The 22,423-nt window shown below is 63.1% G+C and carries 19 protein-coding genes; 10 read left to right on the forward strand and 9 right to left on the reverse strand.

Annotated features, from left to right (window positions below):
• Positions 1-2: 2 nt before the first annotated feature.
• Genes D9M09_RS01620 through argS form a run of 5 tightly spaced genes read right to left on the reverse strand, consistent with a single transcriptional unit; the run spans position 3 to position 4,743 of the window.
• Positions 3-806, reverse strand: a complete 804-nt coding sequence (locus tag D9M09_RS01620) for a biotin--[acetyl-CoA-carboxylase] ligase (protein WP_121668432.1) — start codon at positions 804-806, stop codon at positions 3-5.
• Between the two features lie 10 nt (positions 807-816).
• Positions 817-1,578, reverse strand: a complete 762-nt coding sequence (locus D9M09_RS01625) for an SDR family oxidoreductase (RefSeq protein ID WP_121668433.1) — start codon at positions 1,576-1,578, stop codon at positions 817-819.
• Positions 1,579-1,615: 37 nt separating this feature from the next.
• Complete coding sequence (locus tag D9M09_RS01630; RefSeq protein WP_070222768.1) at positions 1,616-2,287, reverse strand: thiol:disulfide interchange protein DsbA/DsbL; 672 nt, start codon at positions 2,285-2,287, stop codon at positions 1,616-1,618.
• Positions 2,288-2,296: 9 nt separating this feature from the next.
• On the reverse strand, positions 2,297-3,013 hold the full coding sequence (locus tag D9M09_RS01635; protein WP_121668434.1) for an SPOR domain-containing protein: 717 nt from the start codon (positions 3,011-3,013) through the stop codon (positions 2,297-2,299).
• A 20-nt stretch (positions 3,014-3,033) separates the two neighbouring features.
• Positions 3,034-4,743: an arginine--tRNA ligase gene (gene argS / locus D9M09_RS01640; RefSeq protein ID WP_070311051.1), complete on the reverse strand. Its 1,710-nt coding sequence runs from the start codon at positions 4,741-4,743 to the stop codon at positions 3,034-3,036.
• Between the two features lie 375 nt (positions 4,744-5,118).
• Here argS and rsmB point away from each other — a divergent pair, with 375 nt between their 5' ends.
• The 8 genes from rsmB to D9M09_RS01680 all read left to right on the forward strand — a co-directional run bounded on the left by rsmB (position 5,119) and on the right by D9M09_RS01680 (position 13,354).
• Positions 5,119-6,540, forward strand: coding sequence for a 16S rRNA (cytosine(967)-C(5))-methyltransferase RsmB (gene rsmB / locus D9M09_RS01645; RefSeq protein ID WP_121668435.1), 1,422 nt, complete (start codon positions 5,119-5,121; stop codon positions 6,538-6,540).
• A gap of 97 nt (positions 6,541-6,637) precedes the next feature.
• Positions 6,638-7,144 carry a DUF4390 domain-containing protein gene (locus tag D9M09_RS01650; protein ID WP_226939765.1) on the forward strand — a complete coding sequence of 169 codons (507 nt, stop codon included), beginning with the start codon at positions 6,638-6,640 and terminating at the stop codon, positions 7,142-7,144.
• Positions 7,144-9,441 carry a sensor histidine kinase gene (locus D9M09_RS01655; protein ID WP_070222758.1) on the forward strand — a complete coding sequence of 766 codons (2,298 nt, stop codon included), beginning with the start codon at positions 7,144-7,146 and terminating at the stop codon, positions 9,439-9,441. The genes D9M09_RS01650 and D9M09_RS01655 overlap by 1 nt, the downstream gene beginning before the upstream one ends.
• Positions 9,442-9,539: 98 nt before the next feature.
• Entirely contained in the window at positions 9,540-10,259 is a 720-nt protein-coding gene (locus tag D9M09_RS01660) for a response regulator (RefSeq protein ID WP_070222756.1), read from the forward strand.
• On the forward strand, positions 10,256-10,657 hold the full coding sequence (locus D9M09_RS01665; RefSeq protein ID WP_070311047.1) for a GTPase: 402 nt from the start codon (positions 10,256-10,258) through the stop codon (positions 10,655-10,657). Before D9M09_RS01660 ends, D9M09_RS01665 begins: the two co-directional genes overlap by 4 nt.
• Before the next feature lie 156 nt (positions 10,658-10,813).
• Complete coding sequence (locus D9M09_RS01670) at positions 10,814-11,071, forward strand: BTH_I0359 family protein (protein ID WP_070222752.1); 258 nt, start codon at positions 10,814-10,816, stop codon at positions 11,069-11,071.
• A gap of 86 nt (positions 11,072-11,157) precedes the next feature.
• On the forward strand, positions 11,158-11,937 hold the full coding sequence (locus D9M09_RS01675) for a class II glutamine amidotransferase (protein ID WP_071650236.1): 780 nt from the start codon (positions 11,158-11,160) through the stop codon (positions 11,935-11,937).
• Between the two features lie 136 nt (positions 11,938-12,073).
• Positions 12,074-13,354, forward strand: a complete 1,281-nt coding sequence (locus D9M09_RS01680; RefSeq protein ID WP_035824533.1) for an EAL and HDOD domain-containing protein — start codon at positions 12,074-12,076, stop codon at positions 13,352-13,354.
• A gap of 188 nt (positions 13,355-13,542) precedes the next feature.
• Here D9M09_RS01680 and D9M09_RS01685 read toward each other — a convergent pair whose 3' ends face one another.
• From D9M09_RS01685 to D9M09_RS28715, 3 genes are all read right to left on the reverse strand, one after another.
• On the reverse strand, positions 13,543-13,914 hold the full coding sequence (locus tag D9M09_RS01685; protein WP_083287233.1) for an SPW repeat protein: 372 nt from the start codon (positions 13,912-13,914) through the stop codon (positions 13,543-13,545).
• A 122-nt stretch (positions 13,915-14,036) separates the two neighbouring features.
• Positions 14,037-17,831, reverse strand: coding sequence for a methionine synthase (gene metH / locus D9M09_RS01690; protein ID WP_205602323.1), 3,795 nt, complete (start codon positions 17,829-17,831; stop codon positions 14,037-14,039).
• A gap of 155 nt (positions 17,832-17,986) precedes the next feature.
• The gene (locus tag D9M09_RS28715; protein ID WP_139143694.1) at positions 17,987-18,331 is read right to left on the reverse strand and encodes a hypothetical protein; all 345 of its coding nucleotides are present in this window, start codon (positions 18,329-18,331) and stop codon (positions 17,987-17,989) included.
• 136 nt (positions 18,332-18,467) lie between these two features.
• On the opposite strand from D9M09_RS28715, the gene D9M09_RS01695 reads away from it, so the two are divergent.
• Both D9M09_RS01695 and D9M09_RS01700 read left to right on the forward strand, forming a co-directional pair.
• Positions 18,468-20,939, forward strand: coding sequence for an IPT/TIG domain-containing protein (locus D9M09_RS01695; protein WP_162995541.1), 2,472 nt, complete (start codon positions 18,468-18,470; stop codon positions 20,937-20,939).
• A 145-nt stretch (positions 20,940-21,084) separates the two neighbouring features.
• On the forward strand, positions 21,085-21,492 hold the full coding sequence (locus tag D9M09_RS01700; RefSeq protein ID WP_099409760.1) for a tautomerase family protein: 408 nt from the start codon (positions 21,085-21,087) through the stop codon (positions 21,490-21,492).
• A 6-nt stretch (positions 21,493-21,498) separates the two neighbouring features.
• On the opposite strand, the gene D9M09_RS01705 is transcribed toward D9M09_RS01700, so the two are convergent.
• Complete coding sequence (locus D9M09_RS01705) at positions 21,499-22,395, reverse strand: LysR family transcriptional regulator (protein WP_070311039.1); 897 nt, start codon at positions 22,393-22,395, stop codon at positions 21,499-21,501.
• Between the last annotated feature and the right edge of the window lie 28 nt (positions 22,396-22,423).

A 22,423-nucleotide genomic window follows, 5' to 3' on the forward strand; every position in this document is an offset into this window, starting at 1 on the left:
GCTCACTCCCCGGCCAGGCGCAAGGACACGTCGCCCGACATGACTTCCTGCAGGCCGCCGTCGGTGCGCAGCAGCAAACGGCCCAGCTGATCGACGCCGGCCGCCACGCCTTGCTGCAGCAGCTGGCCGTTGTCGAGGATTTTCACGTGCTGGCCCTGCCACGCGTGCAGCAGGTTCCAGCGTTCCGCAAACGGTGCAAAGCCCGTGTCGTCGAATTCGGCCAGCACGCCGGCCAGGCGGCTCAGCAGCGCCGCCACCAGGGTGTTGCGCTCCATCTGCGCCAGCCAGGGCACGGCCGAGACGCTGCGCCCGATCTGCCGTTCCAGCGCATCGGGCATCAAGAGATTGATGCCGCAGCCGATGACGGCCCACACGCCGCCGCTATCGTCGCCCTGTGCCTGTTGCGTTTCGACGAGGATGCCGGCCAGTTTGTGGCCATCCTTGAGCAGGTCGTTCGGCCATTTCAGTTGCACCGGCACGCCCAGCGCCGTCATGCTTTCGGCCAGCGCCACGCCGACGGCCAGCGGCAGGCCGACCAGCTGGTGCAGCGGCCCCTTGAAGCGCCAGGCCAGCGAGAACATCAGGCTGGCGTCCGCCTGCGACACCCACGGCCGTCCGGCGCGCCCCCGTCCGGCCGTCTGCTGGCCGGCGATGCGCAGGGTGGGGCCGGCCAGGGTGGCGCAGCGCGCCAGCAGGTCGGCGTTGGTCGATCCCGTTTCATCGACCACTTCGATGGCCACGTGCGAGGCGCCGGTGGCGCAATGGGCGGCGATGGCCGCGCTGTTCAAGTCTGAGTGCTTCGTCATGTTGGTCAGTTCAGTTGCGCGCCTTGTGCGGCGCATTCGCGAAGGCCCGGTCGTAGACGGCATTGGGCAATGCGCGCAGCAGCTTGGCGACGACGCCCATCTGCCACGGGATCACGCGGTAGCTGTCGCCGTCGGCGATGGCGCGCGCGGCGCGCACGGCGAATTTTTCGGCCGGCATCAGGAAGGGCATGCGGTAGGCGTTGTGGCGCGTCATCGGCGTGTCGATGTAGCCGGGCGTGATGGTGACGACCTTGATGCCCGCCGGTTTCAATTCCAGGCGCAGCGATTCGCAGTAGCTGATGACGGCCGCCTTCGAGGCGCTGTAGGCTTCGGCGCCGGGCAGGCCGCGGATGCCGGCCACGCTGCCGATGCCCACCAGGCGTCCGCTGCCCTGGTTTTTCATGGCGGCGATGAAGGGCGCGAAGGTGGCGACGGTGGCCGTGACGTTGATGGCGATGAGGCGCGCGAAGGCGTCGAGGTCTTCCGCGTGTTCGCTCAGGGTGCCGTAGGACACGCCGGCGCTGGCGATGACGACGTCGATGCCGCCGGCGTGGGCGATGAAGTCCTGTGCTGCGCCTTTCAGGGCGGCGTGGTCGCACACGTCGACGGCGTAGGCGCGGTGGCGTTCAGGGCGGGGCAGGGAAGCGATCAGTTGCTGCAGCGTGTCGCCGCGGCGGGCCAGCAAGCCCAGTTGGGCACCCTGGCGCGCGTACTGCAGCGCCAGGGCGGCACCCAGTCCGCTCGACGCGCCCGTGATGAAAACGCGATGCATCAGGCGATGCCCGGGCGCGCCAGGGAAGTGGCCATGCTTATTTCTTTTCCGCTTTGGCTTTCGCGACCAGCACGTCCATCACGGTGAGCGCCTGGGCGTTCAGCTGCTCTTCGTTCTTGGCCGACTTGCTGCCCTGATCGGCTTGCGAAGGCGAGGTGATGTAGCGGCCGTCGATGGCGATCATGGGCCAGAACGTCACGTTATAGCCCTGCATCATGGCATCCGCGCGGCGCACGCGGGCCGAGACGCCCATCGAACGGTAGGTGTCGATGAATTTCTGGCGGTCCACGCCCTGCTTGGCGACGAAGTCGAAGACGGCGTCGTCGGTGTTAAGGCGGTTGCGTTCCACGTGCATGGCGTGGAAGACGCCGGTGTGCAGCTTGTCGACCAGGCCCATGGCTTGCAGGGTGAAGAACAGGCGCTGCTGCGGCGCCACGCTCTCGTCGCGCGACACGTGCACGCGCTTGAAGACGATGTTGTCGCCCTGTTTCTTGACCCACGCCGCCAGTTGCGGCTCGAGCACGTTGCAATGCGGGCAGTAATAGGCGAAGAATTCCGTCACTTCGATTTTCTTGCCCGATTCCGTCGCCTGCTGCGCGGGCAGGGTTTCGTATTCGACGCCGTTCTTCGGCTCGGCAGGCGAGGCGGACGCGCCCAGGGCGATGGTGCAGAGGGCGGCGGCGAACAGGATTTTCTTCAGAAAACGCATGCTGGTTCCTTATTTTTGGTTACGGACGACGGCGACATCGATGCCGTTTTCAGATAGTTTGGTGCGCGCGCGGTTCATCGCTTCGAGCTGGTTGAACGGCCCGATGCGCACGCGGTGCAGCACGCCGGCGTCGGTGCTGCGGTCGCTGATGGCCGCTTCGAAACCGAGCAGCGCCAGTTTGCCGCGCGTGCTTTCGGCGTCCGACATGTCATGGAAGGCGCCGGCCTGCAGATAATAAATCCATTTGTCGCTGGCTGCATCGGCCTTGGCTTCTTTCGCGTCGGCCTTGGCTTGCGGTGCTGGCGCCGCTGGTGCGGCCGCCGGCGTTTTCGGCGCCGGCTTGTCCTTCAGTGTACCGATCAATTCCTGCAGCGCGTCCGGCGGCGGTGCCTTCGGCTGCTGCGCGGTGGTGGGCGCCGGCGCCGGCGCGGCAGGCTGCGTCGGCGTGACGATCTCGCGCGGCTCCTTGGAGAAGTCGCGCGCCGCTTCCTTGGCCGCTTCCTTGTTGCCGTACATCGGCTTGTTCGGGTCGGCGATCTGGCCGGCCGTCGGTTCGGCCGACTTGCCGGCCTTGCCCGATTTGTCGGTGAAGGGCGAGGCGCCCTTGGTGATCACCAGGGCGACCACCACGGCGATGCCCAGGCCGATGACCAGGCCGATGATGATGCCGACCAGGGTATTGCCCTGCTGGCGCCGGGTCGAAGAGAAGCGGGAAGCATGATTCATTGACGGTTTGACCTTCGCGATTACATTTTGTTTGGCGCGGACACGCCGATCAGTGCCAGGCCGTTGCGCAGCACCTGGCGCGCGGCGACGACGAGGGCCAGGCGGGCCATCTTGACGGCGTCGTCCTCGACCAGCACTTTTTCGGCGAAGTAGAAGCTGTGCAGGTTGGCGGCCAGCTCGCGCAGGTAGAAGGCGACCTGGTGCGGTCCCAGTTCGGCTTGTGCGCGCGCCAGCATTTCCGGGTAGGCGGCCAGGGTCGCCAGCAGGGTCGCTTCGGTCGGCGCCGTCAGCGGGGACAAGTCCACGCCGGCAACCGTGCTTTCATCGCCGCCCCAGTTTTCCAGGATGCGGCAGATGCGCGCATGCGCGTACTGCACGTAATAGACGGGGTTTTCATCGGTGGTTTTCAGGGCCACGTCGACGTCGAAGACGAATTCCGTGTCGGCCTTGCGCGAGATCAGGAAGAAGCGCACGGCGTCGCGGCCCTTGGCGATGTCGCCGCCGCCCGACCATTCGATCAGGTCGCGCACGGTCACGTAGGAGCCGGCGCGTTTCGAAATCTTGACTTCTTCGCCGTCCTTCATGACGGTGACCATCTTGTGCAGCACGTAGTCGGGGTAGCCTTGCGGGATGCCCATGTCGACGGCCTGCAGGCCGGCGCGCACGCGCGCGATGGTGCCGTGGTGGTCGCTGCCCTGGATATTGATGGCCTGCACGAAACCGCGCTGCCATTTCACCAGGTGATACGCGACGTCGGGCACGAAATACGTGTAGGTGCCGTCCGTCTTGCGCATGACTCTGTCCTTGTCATCGCCGAAGTCGGTGGTGCGCAGCCACAGCGCGCCATCCTGCTCGTAGGTGTGGCCCGCCTTGATCAAGGTTTCCACTGCGCTGTTGACCTTGCCGTCCGCGTACAGCGACGATTCCAGGTAGTAATTGTCGAACTTCACGCCAAACGCCTGCAAGTCGATGTCCTGCTCGTTGCGCAGGTAGGTGACGGCGAACGGGCGGATCGAATCGATGTCTTCCACATTGCCGTTGGCCGTCGCTGGCAAGCCGTCGCTGGCCGCAACCGTCTTGCCGGCCTTGAAGTCGCTGGCGATGTCGGCGATGTAGTCGCCGTTGTAGGCGGACTCGGGCCATTCGGCGTCGCCGGGCTTGAAGCCGCGCGCGCGCGCCTGTACGGAGTTGGCCAGGGTCTGGATCTGCACGCCCGCGTCGTTGTAATAGAACTCGCGCGTCACCTGGTAGCCTTGCGCGTCGAACAGCGAGGACAGGGCGTCGCCCAGGGCCGCCTGGCGGCCATGGCCCACGTGCAGCGGACCGGTCGGGTTGGCCGAGACGAATTCGAGGATGACTTGCTTGCCGGCGCCTGCCGTGCTGCGGCCATAGCGATCGCTTTCGCCCAGGATGGTCTTGATGACGGCCTGCTTGGCGGCGGCGGAGACGCGCACGTTGATGAAGCCGGGACCGGCGATTTCCACTGCCTCGACCAGGCCCTTGCCGGCCGGGTTGGCCAGCACGGCCGTCACGATGGTTTGCGCCAGTTCGCGCGGGTTCTGTTTCAGCTGCTTGGCCAGTTGCATGGCGATATTGCAGGCGACGTCGCCATGCGATGCATCGCGTGGTCGCTCGAGCACCACGGTAGGCTCAAGCGAAGTGCCGGCCAGGACGGGAGCGAGGGCGGCCTGGAACAGGGCGATGATTTCTTGTTTCTGTTGGGCGAGCATGAGCAGGATGGCGGTGGAACCGCGTTAAGAATGAATAGAATGAATCGAAAAGCAAAACGGACGGCCATGACATCGCCGCCCAGACTGCGTTAATTATACTGGTTTGCTGCCGGGAACAATACGCTAGCCGGCAGTGTCCCCGTGCTGGCGCGTTTCACGATATTATCAGGACAGCATGCCCATGTTGGTGCGCGAAAACATCAGCATGGCGCATTCTGCTTGTATATATGCAGTTTTTTGCCGCAATTTACATGTATCGCTGCAATCGCTTGGGCCAGAGGACGCCACAAACGCTACAATCGACCCTTTATTGATGACGCGCGGCCGCGACTTTGCCTCCATGCAGCCCGCCGCGCGCAGCCACACCGGATAACTATGAACAAGCGCCCCACGCTGAAATTGAAAACCAAGCCGGCGCCAGGCCAGGCGCCTGCCGCACCGAAATTGCGTCCCAGCTACCATCCCGACCTGAAACCGGTCTTGCAGCCAGGCTTCCAACCCGATTTGCGCGCCGACTCGCTGGCGTTTTGCCTGCTGGGCGCGGCCAATGCCGTGGCGCAAGTGCGCACGGGCACGGCCCTGCCGCAGGCGCTGGCCAAGGTGTTTACGCAATCGAACGCCAGCCCGCAGGCGCGCGGCGCCATCCAGGATATTTCCTACCGCACCATGCGCCAGCTGGGCCGCAGCGAAACGCTGGTCGGCCTGATGACGTCGAAGGCGCCCGAGCCGCCGATGCTCGCAGCCCTGCTGTGCTGCGCGCTGTCCTTGATGTCGGCCGAGCCGGGCGAGCAGCCGTACGAAGAGTTCACGGTGGTCGACCAGGCGGTCACGGTGGCCACCTCGCACCCTGACCTGGCGCATGCCAAGGGCATGGTCAACGCCGTCTTGCGCCGCTTCTTGCGCGAGCGCAAGTCCTTGCTGGAAGCGGCCTTGCAGCAACCTTTGGCGCAATGGAATTATCCGCAGTGGTGGATCGATTCGCTGCGCCTGGCTTACCCGCGCGACTGGCAAGCCATTTTGACGGCCGGCAATGCCGTGCCGCCATTGACCTTGCGCGTGAATCGCCGCAAGAGCACGGTAGAAGCCTACCTGGCCGTGCTGGCGGAGGCGGGTATCGCCGCGCGCCAGGTGGGGCCGTTCGCCGTGCGCCTGGACAAGCCGATCGGCGTAGCGCTGATTCCCGGCTTCGAGCAGGGTGCCGTCTCCGTGCAGGATGCTGGCGCGCAACTGGCCGCGCCGCTGCTGGATTTGCAGGACGGCATGCGCGTGCTCGATGCCTGTGCGGCGCCGGGCGGCAAGACGTGCCATATCCTGGAACTGGCCGACGTGCACGTGACGGCCATCGATGCGGACGCCAAGCGCCTGCCGCGCATCGCGGAAAACCTCGAGCGCCTGGGCCTGGACGCGACCTTGAAGGCGCAGGACGCGCAATCGAGCGCATGGTGGGACGGCCAGCAGTACGACCGCATCCTGGCCGATGTGCCGTGCACGGCCTCGGGCATCGTGCGCCGCCATCCCGATATCCGCTGGTTGCGCCGCAAGGGCGACGCGTTCCAACTTGCAACACTTTCATCCAAAATTCTGGACAACCTGTGGCAGATGCTGCGCCCCGATGGTAAATTGCTGTTCGTGACATGTTCGTTGTGGCCGCAAGAGTCCGAGGCACAGGCAGCGGCATTTGCGGTGCGCAATAATGCGACCCGATTGACAGCGCCTGGCCAGCTGTTGCCGACCGGCAGCGCGGAGCAGGACCACGACGGTTTGTTCTATGCGCTATTCCAAAAAAATGCGGCTTGAGCGATTCGTCGAACCTTTTCTCACGGACACTACCGGCACACTTGTGACAACACGACTCTTCCGACTCCTGGCCCTGCTGCTGATGCTGGCATGTACCATGCCACGCGCGCATGCCGCCGATATGGTCGAGATCACCCGTGCCTACATCGAGGCCAGCGAAGAGGGCTACAAGCTGGCCGCCACGTATTCCTTCGAGCTCAATCATGACCTCGACGATGCCGTGCAGCATGGCGTGCCGCTGTATTTCACGACGGAAATCGAACTGACCCGGCCCCGCTGGTATTGGTTCGATGAAAAAGCCATCGTGGCGCGCCAGACCAGCAAGCTGTCGTACAACGTGCTCACGCGCCAGTACCATGTGTCGGGCGGCGGCTTGCAGCAAAGCTTTCCCACGCTCGACGATGCGCTGTTCCTGATCCGCCGTCCCAGCCGCTGGCTGGTGGCGCGGCGCGGCGAGCTGAAAGTGGGGCAGACGTATAACGTCACCTTGCGCATGGGCATGGACCGCGATTACCTGCCCAAGCCGATACAGGTCAATGCCTTCAATAACAGCGACTGGCGCCTGGCTTCGAATAAAAAAACCTTCTTGTATACGGCGGAGTAGTGAGTCAAGCATTGCGCTATCTGCTGGTGGTGGGCGGCGGCATAGTCAGTATCCTGCTGTTCCTGCTGGCATCGGCTTCCGATAATTCCGGCTTTTTCGACCGTTACTACACTTGGCTGCTGGGCCTGAACGCGGCCGTGGCCGTGTCCCTGCTGGCGCTGGTGGGTATTTCCCTGGGGCGTCTGTACGCGCGCTACAAGAGCGGCAAGTTCGGCTCCAAGCTGATGACGCGCCTGGTGATGCTGTTCGCCGCCGTCGGCATCCTGCCGGGCCTGGTGATTTTCCTTGTCTCTGTGCAATTTGTCTCCCACTCGATCGAATCCTGGTTCAACGTCAAGATCGAAGCGGCGCTGGAATCGGGGATTGAGCTGGGCCGTGCCGGCCTCGATGCGGCCCTGGTCGAGCTCGATCACCGGGGCCACAAGGCCGTCGAAGAAATGGGCGCCGACCCGGTGGCCGGCCCGGCCGTGCTGACCAGCCTGCTGCGCGAAGAGGGCATGCAAAATGCCATGCTCGTCAGCGGCGACGGCGTGCTGCTGGCCAGCGCCGGGCCGCACAGCGCGGCCGACTTGCCGACGCCGGCCATGCTGGTGCAGGCAGCCTTGCCGGCCGGCTATGCCTCCGCCGAAGGGGGACTGGAATTGCACGACGACGGCACGGAGTCGGGCGGCGGCGGTTTCCGCTCGGGCTTGCCGGCGTCGCTGGAAACGGCGGCCAGCCTGCGCCTGCGCGTGCTGGTGGCCGTGCCGGGACCGTCCGTCTCGCCCCGCTACCTGCAACTGCTGCAATCGGTGCCGCCCAAGCTGGCGACGAATGGCGAGGTGCTGCGCGCCGCCTACAGCGAGTACAAGGAACGTTTCGTCGCGCGCGTGGGACTGCGCAAGATGTACATGGAAATCCTCACCTTGACCTTGCTGCTGGCTATCTTTGGCGCCATCGGCAGTGCTTTCCTGATCGCGGGCAACCTGGCCCAGCCCCTGCTGCTGCTGGCAGAGGGCACGCGCGCCGTGGCCGAGGGCGACCTGTCGCCGCGCCCCATCGTCGCCACCAAGGATGAACTGGGTACCTTGACGCAATCGTTCAACATCATGACGCGCCAGCTGCTCGATGCGCGCACGGCCGTGGAAAGCAACCGCGCCGCGCTGCAAAACGCCAAGGCCCACCTGGAATCGGTACTGGCCAACATGTCGGCCGGCGTGATGGTGCTCGATGGCGACTTCAAGCTGGTGACCTGCAATGAATCGGTCGAGCGCATCCTCCAGCATTCCGGGATGAGCATGGTGGGCCAGCCGCTGGCGCAGATTGCTGGAATGGAAGAATTTGGCGGCGCCATCATCAGCGCCTTCACGGCGCAAAGCGCGCAATCGGCGTCGGGCCGCAACCAGCAGCGCCTGCATTGGCAGCGCCAGATCGAGATTCCGCGCCGTCTGGGCAGCAGTGCCGACGAGCATGACATCACCTTGCTGGCGCGCGGCTCGCGCCTGCCGCTGGAGTCGGGCAGCGGCTACATCGTCGTGTTCGATGATATTTCCGACGTCATTTCCGCGCAGCGCTCGATCGCCTGGGGCGAGGTGGCGCGCCGCCTGGCGCATGAAATCAAGAATCCGCTCACGCCGATCCAGCTGTCGGCCGAGCGCCTGCAGATGAAGCTCGAAGGCAAGCTGGAGCAGCCCGATGCCGATCTGCTCAGCCGCGCCACCACCACCATCGTCAAGCAGGTCGATGCGATGAAGCGCATGGTCGACGACTTCCGCGACTATGCGCGCACGCCGCCGGCCGTGCTCGTGCCCCTGCGCCTGAACGAGCTGATCGAAGAGATCCTGAACCTGTATCTGCGCGGCGACGATGGCGACATCATCCACCCGCTGTTGGCGCCGAATCTGCCGATGGTGATGGGCGATCCGACCCAGTTGCGCCAGGTGATCCATAACCTGCTGCAGAACGCGCAGGACGCCATGGCCGACCTGCCGCCGGATTCGCCGCATCCGCGGATTGACGTAAGGACGGAAGCAATTCATTATCGCAGTGCGGACGGCGGCGTGAATATCGCCGTGCGGCTGGCCATCACGGACAACGGTCCCGGTTTTGCGCCAAAAATCCTGGCGCGCGCCTTCGAGCCGTATGTGACCTCGAAGGCCCGCGGCACGGGATTGGGCCTGGCGATGGTCAAGAAAATTATCGATGAACACGGCGGACGCATCGATATCGAGAACCGGGTCGACGGCAATGGCGCTTCGGTGGTCATTTTGCTGTTAAAGTTAGCTCCCGACACTCCTGCCCAGGAATTCCTGGCGTGAGGGTCTGGTTTAGTATTTAAAACACTAATAAAATCATAGTTGTCCGCCGTGTACATCTTGTGCGCGACGGCCGGCGAAATGAGGAAGGCAAGACACGAATGGCAAACATACTCGTAGTGGATGATGAAATGGGTATCCGTGAGTTGCTCTCGGAAATTCTGGGCGACGAAGGACATGCTATCCAGCTGGCCGAAAATGCGCAGCAGGCGCGCGAAGCGCGTGCCGCCGGTGCACCGGATCTGGTATTGCTGGATATCTGGATGCCCGACACCGATGGCGTCACCTTGCTCAAGGAGTGGCAGCGCGATGGCTTGCTGACCATGCCGGTGATCATGATGTCGGGCCACGCCACCATCGATACGGCGGTCGAGGCGACGCGCATCGGCGCCATGAATTTCCTGGAAAAACCGATTGCCTTGCAAAAGCTGCTGAAAGCGGTCCAGCAAGGCTTGACGCGGGCACAGGAAACCGTGCGCGCGCCGAGCGTGGCGCCGCGTCCCGCGGCACCCGTGGTGACCGAGGAAAGCAGCCATCCCGTGCCCAGCTTTGGCGGCAGCGCGCCGCAACAGCTGATGGTGCGCCCAGGCATCGCCGTACCGGCGGTGGCCGAAGGCCATGGCTACAACCTGTCGTTCGACTTGCCGCTGCGCGAGGCGCGCGATGCGTTCGAGCGCATGTATTTCGAACACCACCTGGGCCGCGAAGGCGGCAGCATGACCCGCGTGGCGGAAAAAACGGGCCTCGAACGCACCCATTTGTACCGCAAACTGAAACAGCTGGGCGTCGAACCGGGCAAGCTGGCCAAGAAAGGCCTGTGACGTCAGCCGTACGGCGTCCGACGCCGCTGACCCTGGTCAGCGGTGGTTGCGCGGCCGGGCGCGAGGCGGCCATCGCGCAAGCCTTGCAGCCTGGCCAGCCGGCCGCCGTGATCCTCGAGGGTCTCGCTGACGGCAACGCCATCCTGGCCGACCTGGCCGAACAAATTTCTCCTTCTCCATCGTTTCCACTGCAACTGTTGCGTATTGCGCCCGGCTGCCTGTGCTGCAGCGGCAATCTCGTATTGCGTGTAACATTAAATCGTCTGCTGCGCCATCCACCCGCGCGCCTGTTCATCAGCCTGGCCGACGCCTCGCATATCGAACAGCTGCGCACCTGGCTGACGGCCAGTCCCTACGATGTCCTGCTGGCGCTGGAACCGGACCTGCTTGTTTCCTGAACGCGGCTTTCTGACGGTATTACCGCAGTCGCAGTTTGCATCTCGTTACAACTCTGTAGCCCGCAGGGTGGCCCGGCCGCTTGAAATGGCGGCGTGGGGACCCCACCTCTGTCCTGAAACCGCAAGAGTTTCTCTTGCTTGAGCGAAGGATGCAAAATGAACCTGATCTATAACAGCGAACAATACAGCGTCGTGGAATTCGGCGTCGATGGCGACCTGGAAGCCCTGCGCTTCGGCGGCTATGAAATCGTCGACAAGGGCGGCAAACGCGAGACTTTCATCGCGGGAGTCCTCGCGCAAAACTTCCGCCGCGACGTCACGGAATTGATCGCCAGCGAACCGAGCATGGAAGAGATCGATGAATTTTTGGGCAGCTATGATTCCCTCATGAGCCAGCCGGTCCTGTTGCACTGATTCTGGCTGTCTGATGGCCATCGCCACCATACCAATCCGCAAGGCGGCGTGGTATGGTGGGCATGTTATCCCGCTGCAAACAGACCATGTGCCAACTTCTCGGAATGAATTGCAATGTCCCCACGGATATTGTCTTTAGTTTTACCGGCTTCGCCATGCGCGGCGGCCATACCGATACCCACCATGACGGCTGGGGCATCGCCTTTTTCGAGGGCGCCGGCGTGCGCCATTTCGTCGATCACCAAGCGGCCATCGCCTCGCCCGTGGCCGAACTGATCAAGCGCTACCCCATCAAGTCGCGCAATGTCATCGCGCACATCCGCAAGGCCACGCAAGGCCAGGTGGCGCTGGAAAACTGCCACCCGTTCGTGCGCGAACTGTGGGGCCGCTACTGGGTCTTTGCCCACAATGGCGATTTGAAGGAGTTCAACCCCGTGCTGACGGGCAGCTACCGCCCCGTCGGCTGCACGGACAGCGAACTGGCTTTCTGCTACCTGCTGCAGGAATTGCACGCGCGCTTCGGCGACGCCCCGCCGGCCTTGCCGCAACTGCATGCCGCGCTGGCGGAGCTGTTGCCCGGCATTGCTGCCCACGGCACGTTCAACATGATGCTGTCGAGCGGCGAGGCGCTGTTTGCCCATTGCTCGACCAGTTTGCACTATCTGGTGCGACAACATCCGTTTCCAACTGCTAAACTCTCCGATGAAGACCTGAGCGTGGACTTTTCCCAGGTGACGACGCCCCAGGACAGAGTGGCCGTGATCGTTACCCAGCCGCTGACGACGAATGAACAATGGACGGCGTTTGCGCCCGGCGAATTGAAATTATTTGTCGATGGGATGGTGCAAGACACGCCAGTGGCCTGATTTTTGACGACAATAGCCTTGATTACTGCCAAAATACCCACAGCGCGGGCGAAATTCAGCTAAAGTATTGTCAATAGTGAACCTTGATGCGGGCGCCGCGCGGCCGGTGTCACTCGACGTGATTGATGAAGAGTTAATGATCGATATTTCCAGCAACGACATCACCCCGAAACCCTTGCGCGTGCGCGAGTTCTATCTGGGGCGACAACCTATCCTCGACCGCAACCAGGCCCTGTTCGGCTATGAGTTGCTATTCCGCAACGCTCCGGTCGGTCCCGCCAACATTACCAGCGACCTGTCCGCCACGGCCTCCGTGATCGCCCACGCTTCCCAGCTGGGCATGGAAAAAGTCATCGGCGACGCGCTCGGTTTCGTCAACGTCGACGCCGACGTGATCATGAGCGACATCTTCGTTTTCCTGCCGCGCGAAAAAGTCGTGCTGGAAATCGTCGAATCGATGCCCGTCACGCCGGAAGTGCGCGCGCGCATCAGCGAACTGGTGGGCCACGGCTTTACTTTCGCGCTGGAAAACGTCGTCTCCGATACGGCGCAAGTGCAGGAACTGTTGCCGTTGGTGCAATACGTCAAGATGGACATGAGCACGGTCGACCCGAAAGTGCTGGCAGCGCTGGCGCCCCGTTTCAAGCAGGAAAACAAGAAACTGGTGGCGGAGAAGGTCGAGACGCGCGAAGAATTCAAGTCGGGCCTGGACCTGGGCTTCGATTATTTCCAGGGTTATTATTTTGCCAAGCCCGCCATCATGACGGGCAAGAAGCTGTCGCCGTCGCAACTGGCCGTCATGGAACTGATGACACTGGTGACCTCCGATGCCGACAACATGGACATCGAGCGCGCCATCAAGCGTGACGTGTCGCTGGCCCTGAACCTGTTGCGCCTGGTCAATACGCCGGCCGTGGGTGCGCGCCAGCGCATCGATTCGCTGAGCCAGGCCGTGACCGTGCTGGGCCGCCGCCAGCTGCAGCGCTGGCTGCAAATCATGCTGTACGCGGAGCCAAGCAAGCGTGGCCATAGCATGACGCCGCTGCTGATGCTGGCGACCACGCGCGGCCGTTTGCTCGAATTGCTCGCGCATAAACTGCGCCCGAACCATGCCCATTCGGCCGATATCGCCTTTACGGTCGGCATCATGTCGCTGATGGATACCCTGTTCGGCGTGCCGATGTCGGAAATCCTCAGCCAGATCGAAGTGATCGACGAAGTGGCCGAAGCGCTGCTGTCGCGCGAAGGCTTCTACGGCGACCTGCTGCGCCTGGCCGAATGCATCGAACGCATCGAAGACATGGAAGGCGAGATCGTGCCGACCTTGCGCGACCTGGCCATGTCGCCGGACGACCTGGTGGAACTGGAAATGGCGGCCTACGAATGGAGCGATAACGTAGTGCGTTATGCGCTGTAAGTTGGATTAGGTGGGGCCGCCGAGGCCCAAAGGGCCGTAATCCGACACAACATTGTTGGCACTGACCGGTGTTGTCGGATTACGCGCAAGCGCTAATCCGACCTACCCGCTGTAACGTCCCGGATTTCCACTTTTAAAAAACCCTGCACGGCATGCCGTGGCAGGGTTTTTTTACGCCGGTAGCTGCGCTACGCGGCTGCGCCGGGCCAGTGCTTGTGCAGCTCGGGGTCGGTGCGCAGCTCCCACAGGGCCAGCACGGCGACGGCGATACCGACGATCAGCTCGTTCCACATGACGACGCGCTGATCTGCCAGCCGCAGCACCCACGGCGAGGCGGCGACCCAGACGCCCACCAGCAGGTTGACGACGACGGCCCAGAAATAGGTCTTGTACAGATCGAAGGCGGCCAGCACGGCGATGACCAGGCCCGAGACAAAGGCGTTGATCATCTGCGGCGAGCCTTCGGGATAGGAAAAGGCCCAGGGCGAGACGAGCAGCCACAGGCCCAGCAACAGGATCACTTGGTCCTGCCAGCGTTTCAGTTTGAAGTTGGTTGCCATATTACCTCCTTGCCAGTTGGGGAACGGGCCGGAGCGGGCATGCAGCATGCCGGCCGGCATACTGCGTTAGTGCGCTGCGGCGCGCGAAAAGTTCCGCGCGCCGCAGCGCAAGGCGATGGTGCTTACGACAAGTTGGGCGCCAGCCAGCGTTCCACGTCCTCAATACTGGCGCCACGGCGCTTGGCCATGTCTTCCACCTGGTCCATGCCGATCTTGCCGACGACGAAGTATTTCGACTCCGGGTGGGCAAAATAAAAGCCGGAGACGGCCGCGCCTGGGAACATGGCATACGATTCCGTCAGCTGCATGCCGATTTCCTCGGCCTGCATGACCTCGAACATCTCTTTCTTGACCGTGTGCTCAGGGCAGGCCGGGTAGCCGGGCGCGGGACGGATGCCCACGTATTTCTCGGCGATCATGTCGTCGTTGCCCAAGTGTTCATCGGGCACGTAGCCCCACAAATCCTTGCGCACGCGTTCGTGCAGGTACTCGGCAAACGCCTCGGCCAGGCGGTCCGCCAGGGATTTGAGCATGATGGACGAGTAATCGTCGTGCGCATCCTCGAAGCGCTTTTCATACTTTTCGATGCCCAGGCCGGACGTGACGGCAAACATGCCGATGTAATCCTTCACGCCCGACGCCTTCGGCGCGATGAAGTCGGCCAGGCACTGGTTCGGGCGCTGCACGCCGTCGACCACGGGTTTGACGCCTTGCTGGCGCATGCCGTAATACGTGAACGCCACCGTACTGCGCGTATCGTCGGTGTACACCTCGATATCGTCGTCATTGACGCTATTGGCTGGCAGCAAGGAGACGACGCCGTTGGCCGTCAGCCAGCGTCCGTCGATGAGTTTTTTCAGCAAGGCCTGGCCTTCCGCGTACACCTTGGTGGCCGCGTCGCCCACCACTTCATCCGTCAAGATGGCGGGGAAGGGACCGGCCAGGTCCCAGGTCTGGAAGAATGGGCCCCAGTCGATATAGTTGGCCAGCGTGGCCAGATCCACGTTCTTGAACACGCGGCGGCCGATGAACTTCGGCTTTACGGGCGTGCACGGGCCGTCGAACGGCACGACCATCTTGTTCGCGCGCGCCTGCGCCAGCGGCAGGATGGGCAGGGCCTTCTTGTTGGCGTGCTGTTCGCGGATACGCGCATAGTCGAGTTCGATGTCTTCCACGTACTTGTCGCGCTGTTCCGGCGTCAGCAGCGATTGCGCCACGGACACGGAACGCGAAGCGTCCGGCACGTAGATCACGGGGCCTTCGTAGTTGTGCGCGATTTTCACGGCCGTGTGGGCGCGGCTGGTGGTGGCGCCGCCGATCAGCAGGGGAATCTTCAGCATGCGGAAGTGTTCGTCGCGCTGCATTTCCTTGGCGACATACGCCATTTCTTCCAGCGACGGCGTGATCAGGCCCGACAGACCGATGATGTCGGCGTTTTCCACCTTGGCGCGGGCGAGGATTTCCGAGCACGGCACCATCACGCCCATGTTGACCACTTCGAAGTTATTGCATTGCAAGACTACCGTGACGATATTCTTGCCGATGTCATGCACGTCGCCTTTCACGGTCGCCATGATGATCTTGCCCTTCGGCTTGGCGACGATGCCCGTGCGCTGCTCTTCGAGCAGCTTTTCTTCCTCGATGAACGGAATCAGATGGGCCACGGCCTGCTTCATCACGCGCGCCGATTTCACCACTTGCGGCAGGAACATCTTGCCTTGGCCAAACAGGTCGCCGACCACGTCCATGCCGGCCATCAGCGGTCCCTCGATCACGTGGATGGGGCGCCCGCCATTGTGCAGCAGTTCCTGGCGCGCTTCTTCCGTGTCTTCCACGATGAATTGCGTGATGCCATGCACGAGCGCGTGCGACAGGCGTTCCTGTACTGTTCCCTCGCGCCAGGCCAGGGTTTGCGCTTCGGCCTTGCCGCCCGCCTTCAGGGTGCCGGCAAATTCGATCATGCGCTCGGTCGAGTCTTCGCGGCGGTTCAGCACCACGTCTTCCACGCGCTCGCGCAATTCCGGATCCAGGTTGTCGTACACGCCCACCATGCCGGCGTTGACGATGCCCATGGTCATGCCGGCCTTGATGGCGTGGTACAGGAAGACGGTATGGATGGCTTCGCGGGCGGGATCGTTGCCGCGGAAACTGAAGGACACGTTCGACACGCCGCCCGAGATCTTCGCGTACGGCAGGTTTTCCTTGATCCAGCGCGTGGCGTTGATGAAGTCGACGGCGTAGTTGTTGTGCTCTTCGATGCCGGTGGCCACGGCAAAGATGTTCGGGTCGAAAATGATGTCTTCCGGCGGGAAGTCCAACGCATCGATCAGCAGGTGGTAGGCGCGGGCGCAAATCTCGATCTTGCGCTCGAAGGTGTCGGCTTGCCCTTTTTCATCGAAAGCCATGACGATGACGGCCGCGCCGTAGCGGCGGCACAGTTTCGCCTGGCGCAGGAATTCCTCTTCGCCTTCCTTCATGGAAATCGAGTTGACGATGGCCTTACCCTGCACGCATTTGAGGCCCGCTTCGATGACCGACCATTTCGACGAGTCGACCATGATGGGCACACGCGAAATATCGGGTTCCGAGGCGATCAGGTTCAAGAAACGCGTCATGGCGGCCAGCGAATCGAGCATCGCCTCATCCATATTGATGTCGATCACTTGCGCGCCGTTTTCCACCTGCTGGCGCGCCACGGACAAGGCTTCGTCGTATTGCTCGTTGAGAATCATGCGCGCGAACGCTTTCGAGCCCGTGACGTTGGTGCGCTCGCCCACGTTGACGAACAGCGACTCGTCGTTGACGACGAACGGTTCCAGGCCCGCCAGGCGCAAGTCGTGCGACGGGGCCGGCACGGTGCGCGGTGTATTTTTCGACAGCAACTCGCCGATGGCGGCGATGTGCTCGGGCGTGGTGCCGCAGCAGCCGCCCGCCATGTTCAAAAAACCCGCGTCGGCAAATTCGCGCAGCAGGGCGGATGTGTCGGCTGGCAACTCGTCGAAGCCCGTGTCGCTCATGGGATTGGGCAAGCCCGCGTTCGGGTAGATGCAAACAAACGTGTCGGCGATCTTGGCCAGTTCTTCCGCGTACGGGCGCATCAGGGCGGCGCCCAGCGCGCAGTTCAGGCCGATGGTCAGCGGTTTCGCGTGGCGCACGGAATTCCAGAAGGCGGGCACGGTCTGGCCCGACAGGATGCGGCCCGAGGCGTCCGTGACGGTGCCGGAAATCATCAAGGGCAGGCGCACGACGGTAGGATTCTGTTCGTAGAACAGGTCGATGGCGAACAGGGCCGCCTTGCAGTTCAAGGTATCGAAGATGGTTTCCACCAGCAGCACGTCGGCGCCCCCTTCCACCAGGCCCTGCGTCTGCTGCAGGTAGGCGGCCACCAGCTGGTCGAAACTGACGTTGCGCGCGGCCGGGTCGTTGACGTCGGGCGAGATCGATGCCGTCTTTGGCGTCGGTCCCAGGGCGCCCGCGACGAAGCGCGGCTTGTCCGGGGTGGAATATTTATCGCAGGCGGCACGCGCCAGTTTCGCCGCCTGGACGTTCATTTCATAGGCCAGGTGGGCCATGTGGTAATCGTCTTGCGCGATCGTCGTGGCGCCGAAGGTATTCGTTTCGATCAGGTCGGCGCCCGCCGCCAGGTAGCGCTCGTGGATTTCCTGGATGATGTGCGGCTGCGTGAGGGTCAGCAGCTCATTGTTGCCTTTGACGAACAGTTCGCGCGCGCCGCTGTCGGCCGGCGCGGCGAAATCGATGAAGCGGCCGGCGGGACCGCCACGGTACGCTTCTTCGTCGAGCTTGTACTGCTGGATGATCGTGCCCATGGCGCCGTCGAGGATCATGATCCGCTGCGCCAGGATGGCGCGCAAGGTGGCTTCGGTCGGGGACATGGCGGGGATCACGGTATCGTTCATTTCATGCTTTCAATAGGCAAACGGGCGGCGGCGCGGCGACAAGACAGTACGAGGCGGTTGCGGGCCAGCAGGATCAGCTGACGGAGTGTGCCCGCCGGGTAGGGCAGGCAGAAGGTGGCAATCGCCTGAATCACCGGGTCTAAAATTATACGGCATCAGGCTGCTTTGGTTTTAAGCAAAAGCGGCCGTTCGCCTCGCGGCAGGCTTGCTTGCAACAGATCGGCTTGCGCCGCGCCTGATTCTGAAATGACATTCCTGAAAATCTTACTCAAAGTGTTAATTCTTCCGCCAAAATTGCCAGGAAGATATGTCCTCCAGGCTGTGGAAAAATTCCCACATTCTTGGCGCCATAGCAGCCTGTTTTTAATGGATTGTATGGCAATAGCTGCAAAGGAAAATAATTTTGATTCAAGGCCATGTAGGTGGGGGCGAATAATTCTTAAATAAATATTTCCAGACGAATACTTTATTATTATCAAAACCAATTGAATCAAAAGCATTAATAGTTGTCTTTGGGAATCGAATTAACCGATAATATGGGTTCTTCGAAATCACATTCTCACCAAAAGTCACCAATATGTCACATTTCTCTCGTGTCCTCCCCGGCATCGCGCTGCACCAACATGGTTGCCATCCATGAAAAACCATCTGCTTGTTGCATTGTTTCTTGTGCTGGGCCTGTCCGCTTGCGGCGGTGGCGGCGGTGGTGACACGGCGGTGGCGACCACGTCGGGCAATCCTGCCGTGGTTCCTGCCGTAACGGCCGTCTCGGCGGCGAATGTCGCCGTGGGCGGCAGGCTGGTGGTGACGGGCACGAATCTGAGCCGCGTGACGGCTTTCCAGGTAGGCGGCGTGAACGTTGCCGCCAGTGCCAGCAGCGACACCAGCGTGACCCTGGCCATGCCGGGCACCCCTGTGACGGGCGCCTTGAGCCTCGTCAGCGCCAGCGGCACGGCGACCACCAGTTATAACGTCAATGTGTACTTGCCGCTGAGCGTGAGCAGCGTCGCGCCGGCGACGGGCGGCGTCGGTTCCAGCGTGACGATCGCGGGCGGCGGCATGGGCGCCGTGACGGCGGTGCAGTTCGGCAGTGGCGCGGCGGCAACGCCGCAAAGCCAGACAGCCGGCAGCGTGACGGTAGTGGTGCCTGCGGGCGCAGCGACAGGCGCGCTGACGGTGCGCGGTCCGTACAACGATGTGATCAGCAGCGACACGTACACGGTCCTGGCGAGCGTGGCAGTGACGTCGATCACGTCGGCCGTCAACGGCGCGACCTTGTCGGTGACGCTGCAGGGCAGCAATCTGGACCAGGTCAGCTCGGCAACGGTGGGCAGTACGCCAGCCGTCATCGTCAGCGCCAGTAGCAGCCAGCTGCTGCTGTCTGCGCCAGCGTCGGCAACGGGCAACGTGATGCTGTCGGCCGCTTCGCGCATCGCCGTGAATGCGGGCACGGTGTCGGCCTTTACCTTGGGCAGCATTGATTTCGCGCAGGTACTGAACTTGAATTCCAGCGATGCCGCCTTGCGCTTGACGCGCGGCAAGCCGGCCGCCGTGCGCGTCTCCGTGCTGGCCACGCAAACAGGCCAGACCAGCCCGGCCGTGATCTTGAATGCGACGGCCGCCAATGGCGGCAACCTGGGCAGCATCACCATGAGCGGCCCATCGGTCTTGCCGACGGTGAAAAGCGATTACAGTTTCAACGGCAATTTCAGCGCCGTCCTGCCTGCTGGCTGGATCTTGCCCGGCGTGCGCGTGCGCGTGACGGCAGTGGGCAATGACGGCGTGCAAGTGAGCCAGGAAGCGGCGCCCGTGGTGGGCAGCGCAGCGAAAATTCACCTGGTGCTGGTACCGCTGAGCACCGATGATGGTGTGGCGCAATTGCCGGACGCCGAGGTGATCCGTGCTGCACTGACGCGCGTGTATCCGTATGCGGCGGAAAATATCAGCATCACCACGCGCACGGCGCTGAGCATGCCAGGCAGCAGCACGGCCGACAGCTGGTGGAGCGATGCCTTGGACAAGCTGGACAACAAGCGTGCACTGGAAGATAGTGGCGCCTATTATTATGGTTTCGTGCCGAGAATGTCTTCCACGCGCACCGCCGGCCTGGCCTACATCAACCCGACGGGCAGCAGCAATGCCTTCACGGCGGCCATCGGCCTCGATGCCAGGTTCAACAGCATTGCCTCCGTCGATCCCTTTGGTAATAACTGGCCTGAATGGCTGACCACGCTTGTGCATGAGCTTGGCCATAACCACTCGCTGCAGCACGTCGCCTGCGGCGGTCCAGCCAGTGCGGCCACCGACTACCCGTATCCGAATGGCGAACTGGGCCCGCAACCGCTGTACAACAGCGACTATGCGGGCAGCATTGGCCAGTTGAGCAAGGCCGTGTATGGCGCTACGCCGATGAAGGACGTGATGAGCTATTGCAGCGGTGCCTGGTTCTCCGACTACAGCTATGTGCGGGTACAGCAATTCCTGGAAAGACGCAGCACGCAGGTGACGGGCAGCAATGTGCTGGCCGCCAGCATGTCCGTGGCCGAGAACGGCTATCTGACCATTTCCGGCCGCATCACGCCAGCCGGTGTGGGGCTGCGTCCCGCCGTTGCCTCGTCTGCGCGCATCGGCCCCGCTGCCGGCGGCAGCGGCCATGCATATACCCTGCGCGTGCTGACGGCGTCGGGACAGACTATCGACTTGCCTTTTGATGGCGTTTCCGTGGCTGATCATGGCGGCAACGCCATGAGTCATTTCCGCGTCAGCTTCGCCAACCCGGGCGACATCAGCGACGTGCAAGTGCTGCAAAATGGCAAGGCTTTAGCCAAGCTGGAGCGCTCTGCGCGCCGCAGCAGGGCCGCCGCCAACGATGCCACGTTCGATGCGACACAAAGCGGCGGCAAGCTGGCGCTGGTCTGGAATGCCGATGCGGAACCCTACGCCGCCGTGCTGCACGTGGCCGCCGATGGCCGCAAGACGGTGGTCGCCAGTGACTTGACGGGTGGCAAAGCCAGCGTCGACGTCAGCGCCTTGCCGGCCGGCGGCCGTTTCGAGGTCAGCCTGTCGTCGTCCGTGGGCGCACGCCTGATGAGGGTGCAGCGCCGCTAAGCCAGCGGGCTCGATGCGACGAGGGCTTGCCGCGGCAAGCCCTTTTTTTGTGTGTGGAATATGCACAGATCCTGTACCTGGCGAGGGCTGCCGTTTTACCTCCCGCCTGCCTAGAATGGGACTTCATCCACTTGCGGAGCATCCCATGCCCATTCTGAACCTGCGTTTGTCCACCACGCCCGATGCGCGCCAGTCGGCCGCCATCGCCGCCACCTTGAGCGCCTTGACGGCGCAGTTGCTGCACAAGGCGCCCGAACTGACGTCGGTGGCGATCAGCCATCTTGACGCGGCGCACTGGTTTGTCGGCGGGCCATCCCTGCAGGTGCAGGGCAAGGCCAGCTTTTTCCTCGATATCCTGATCAGCGATGAAACGAATACGGCGGCGGAAAAGGCCGCGTATATCGCCGCCGTGTTCGCTGCCATGCATGAGCATCTCGGCGCCTTGCATGACGTCAGCTACATCCACGTGCACGACGCGCGCCAGGCGGCCTGGGGCTACGGCGGCTTGACGCAGCAGTTCCGCGCCGTGCGCAAGGCGCTGCAGCCGGCCTGATCAATCCTAGCGGTGATTTTGATAGTGTTGCACGGCAAAATCGATGAAGACCCTGACCTTCGGCGACAGCTGGCGGCTGTGCGGATACAGCGCGTACAAGGTGCGTGGGCGCAAGGTGTAGCCGGGCAAGACTTCCACGAGCTGGCCGCTGCGCAGCGCGTCGCGCACGATGAAGCCGGGCGCGCCGGCAATGCCCATGCCGCCCACGGCAGCCTCGCGCAGGGCCACGCTGGTATTGGCTTGCAGGCTGCCGCGCACGGCTACCTTGTGCGCGGCGCCGCCCGCATCCGTGAACGACCACTCGGCCGGCTTCTCGCCGGAGCTGTACATCAGGCAATTGTGCTGCGCCAGGTCTTGCGGCGTGGCCGGATGGCCATGGCGGGCCACGTAGGCGGGCGAGGCGACGGCCAAGGTGCGGCTGCTGCCCAGCTGGCGCGCCACCAGGGTGGAGTCGGGCAAGCCGCGCGCCAGGCGCAGCGCCACGTCGAAGCCATCGTCGATCAGGTCAACGATGCGGTCATTGCAGACGAGATCGATGTGGAGGTGCGGGTAGTGGCGCGTAAAGTTGGGCAGCCAGGCGGCCAGTTCCAGGGTGCCGAAGGCCATCGGCGCATTGATGCGCAGGCTGCCGGACGGCTGTGCCTGGTGCATGGCGACGGCGCGATCGGCCGCATCGAGGGCGTCGAGGATGTCGCGGCTGGCCAGATAGTATTCCTGGCCGGCGGCCGTCAGGGCGAAGCGGCGCGTGGTGCGGTTGAGCAATTGGGCGCCCAGCTGGCTTTCCAGCTGGCGGATCTGGCGCGACACGATGGAGTGGGAAATGCCGAGCGCGGCGCCGGCGGCCGTGAAACTGCCCAGTTCCACGACGCGGCGCAAGGCGCGCAGGGCGGTCAGCTGGTCCATGGGCGCTTGCCGCCGGTATCGATGGCTT

The organism is Janthinobacterium agaricidamnosum (assembly GCF_003667705.1).
GTDB lineage: Bacteria > Pseudomonadota > Gammaproteobacteria > Burkholderiales > Burkholderiaceae_D > Janthinobacterium.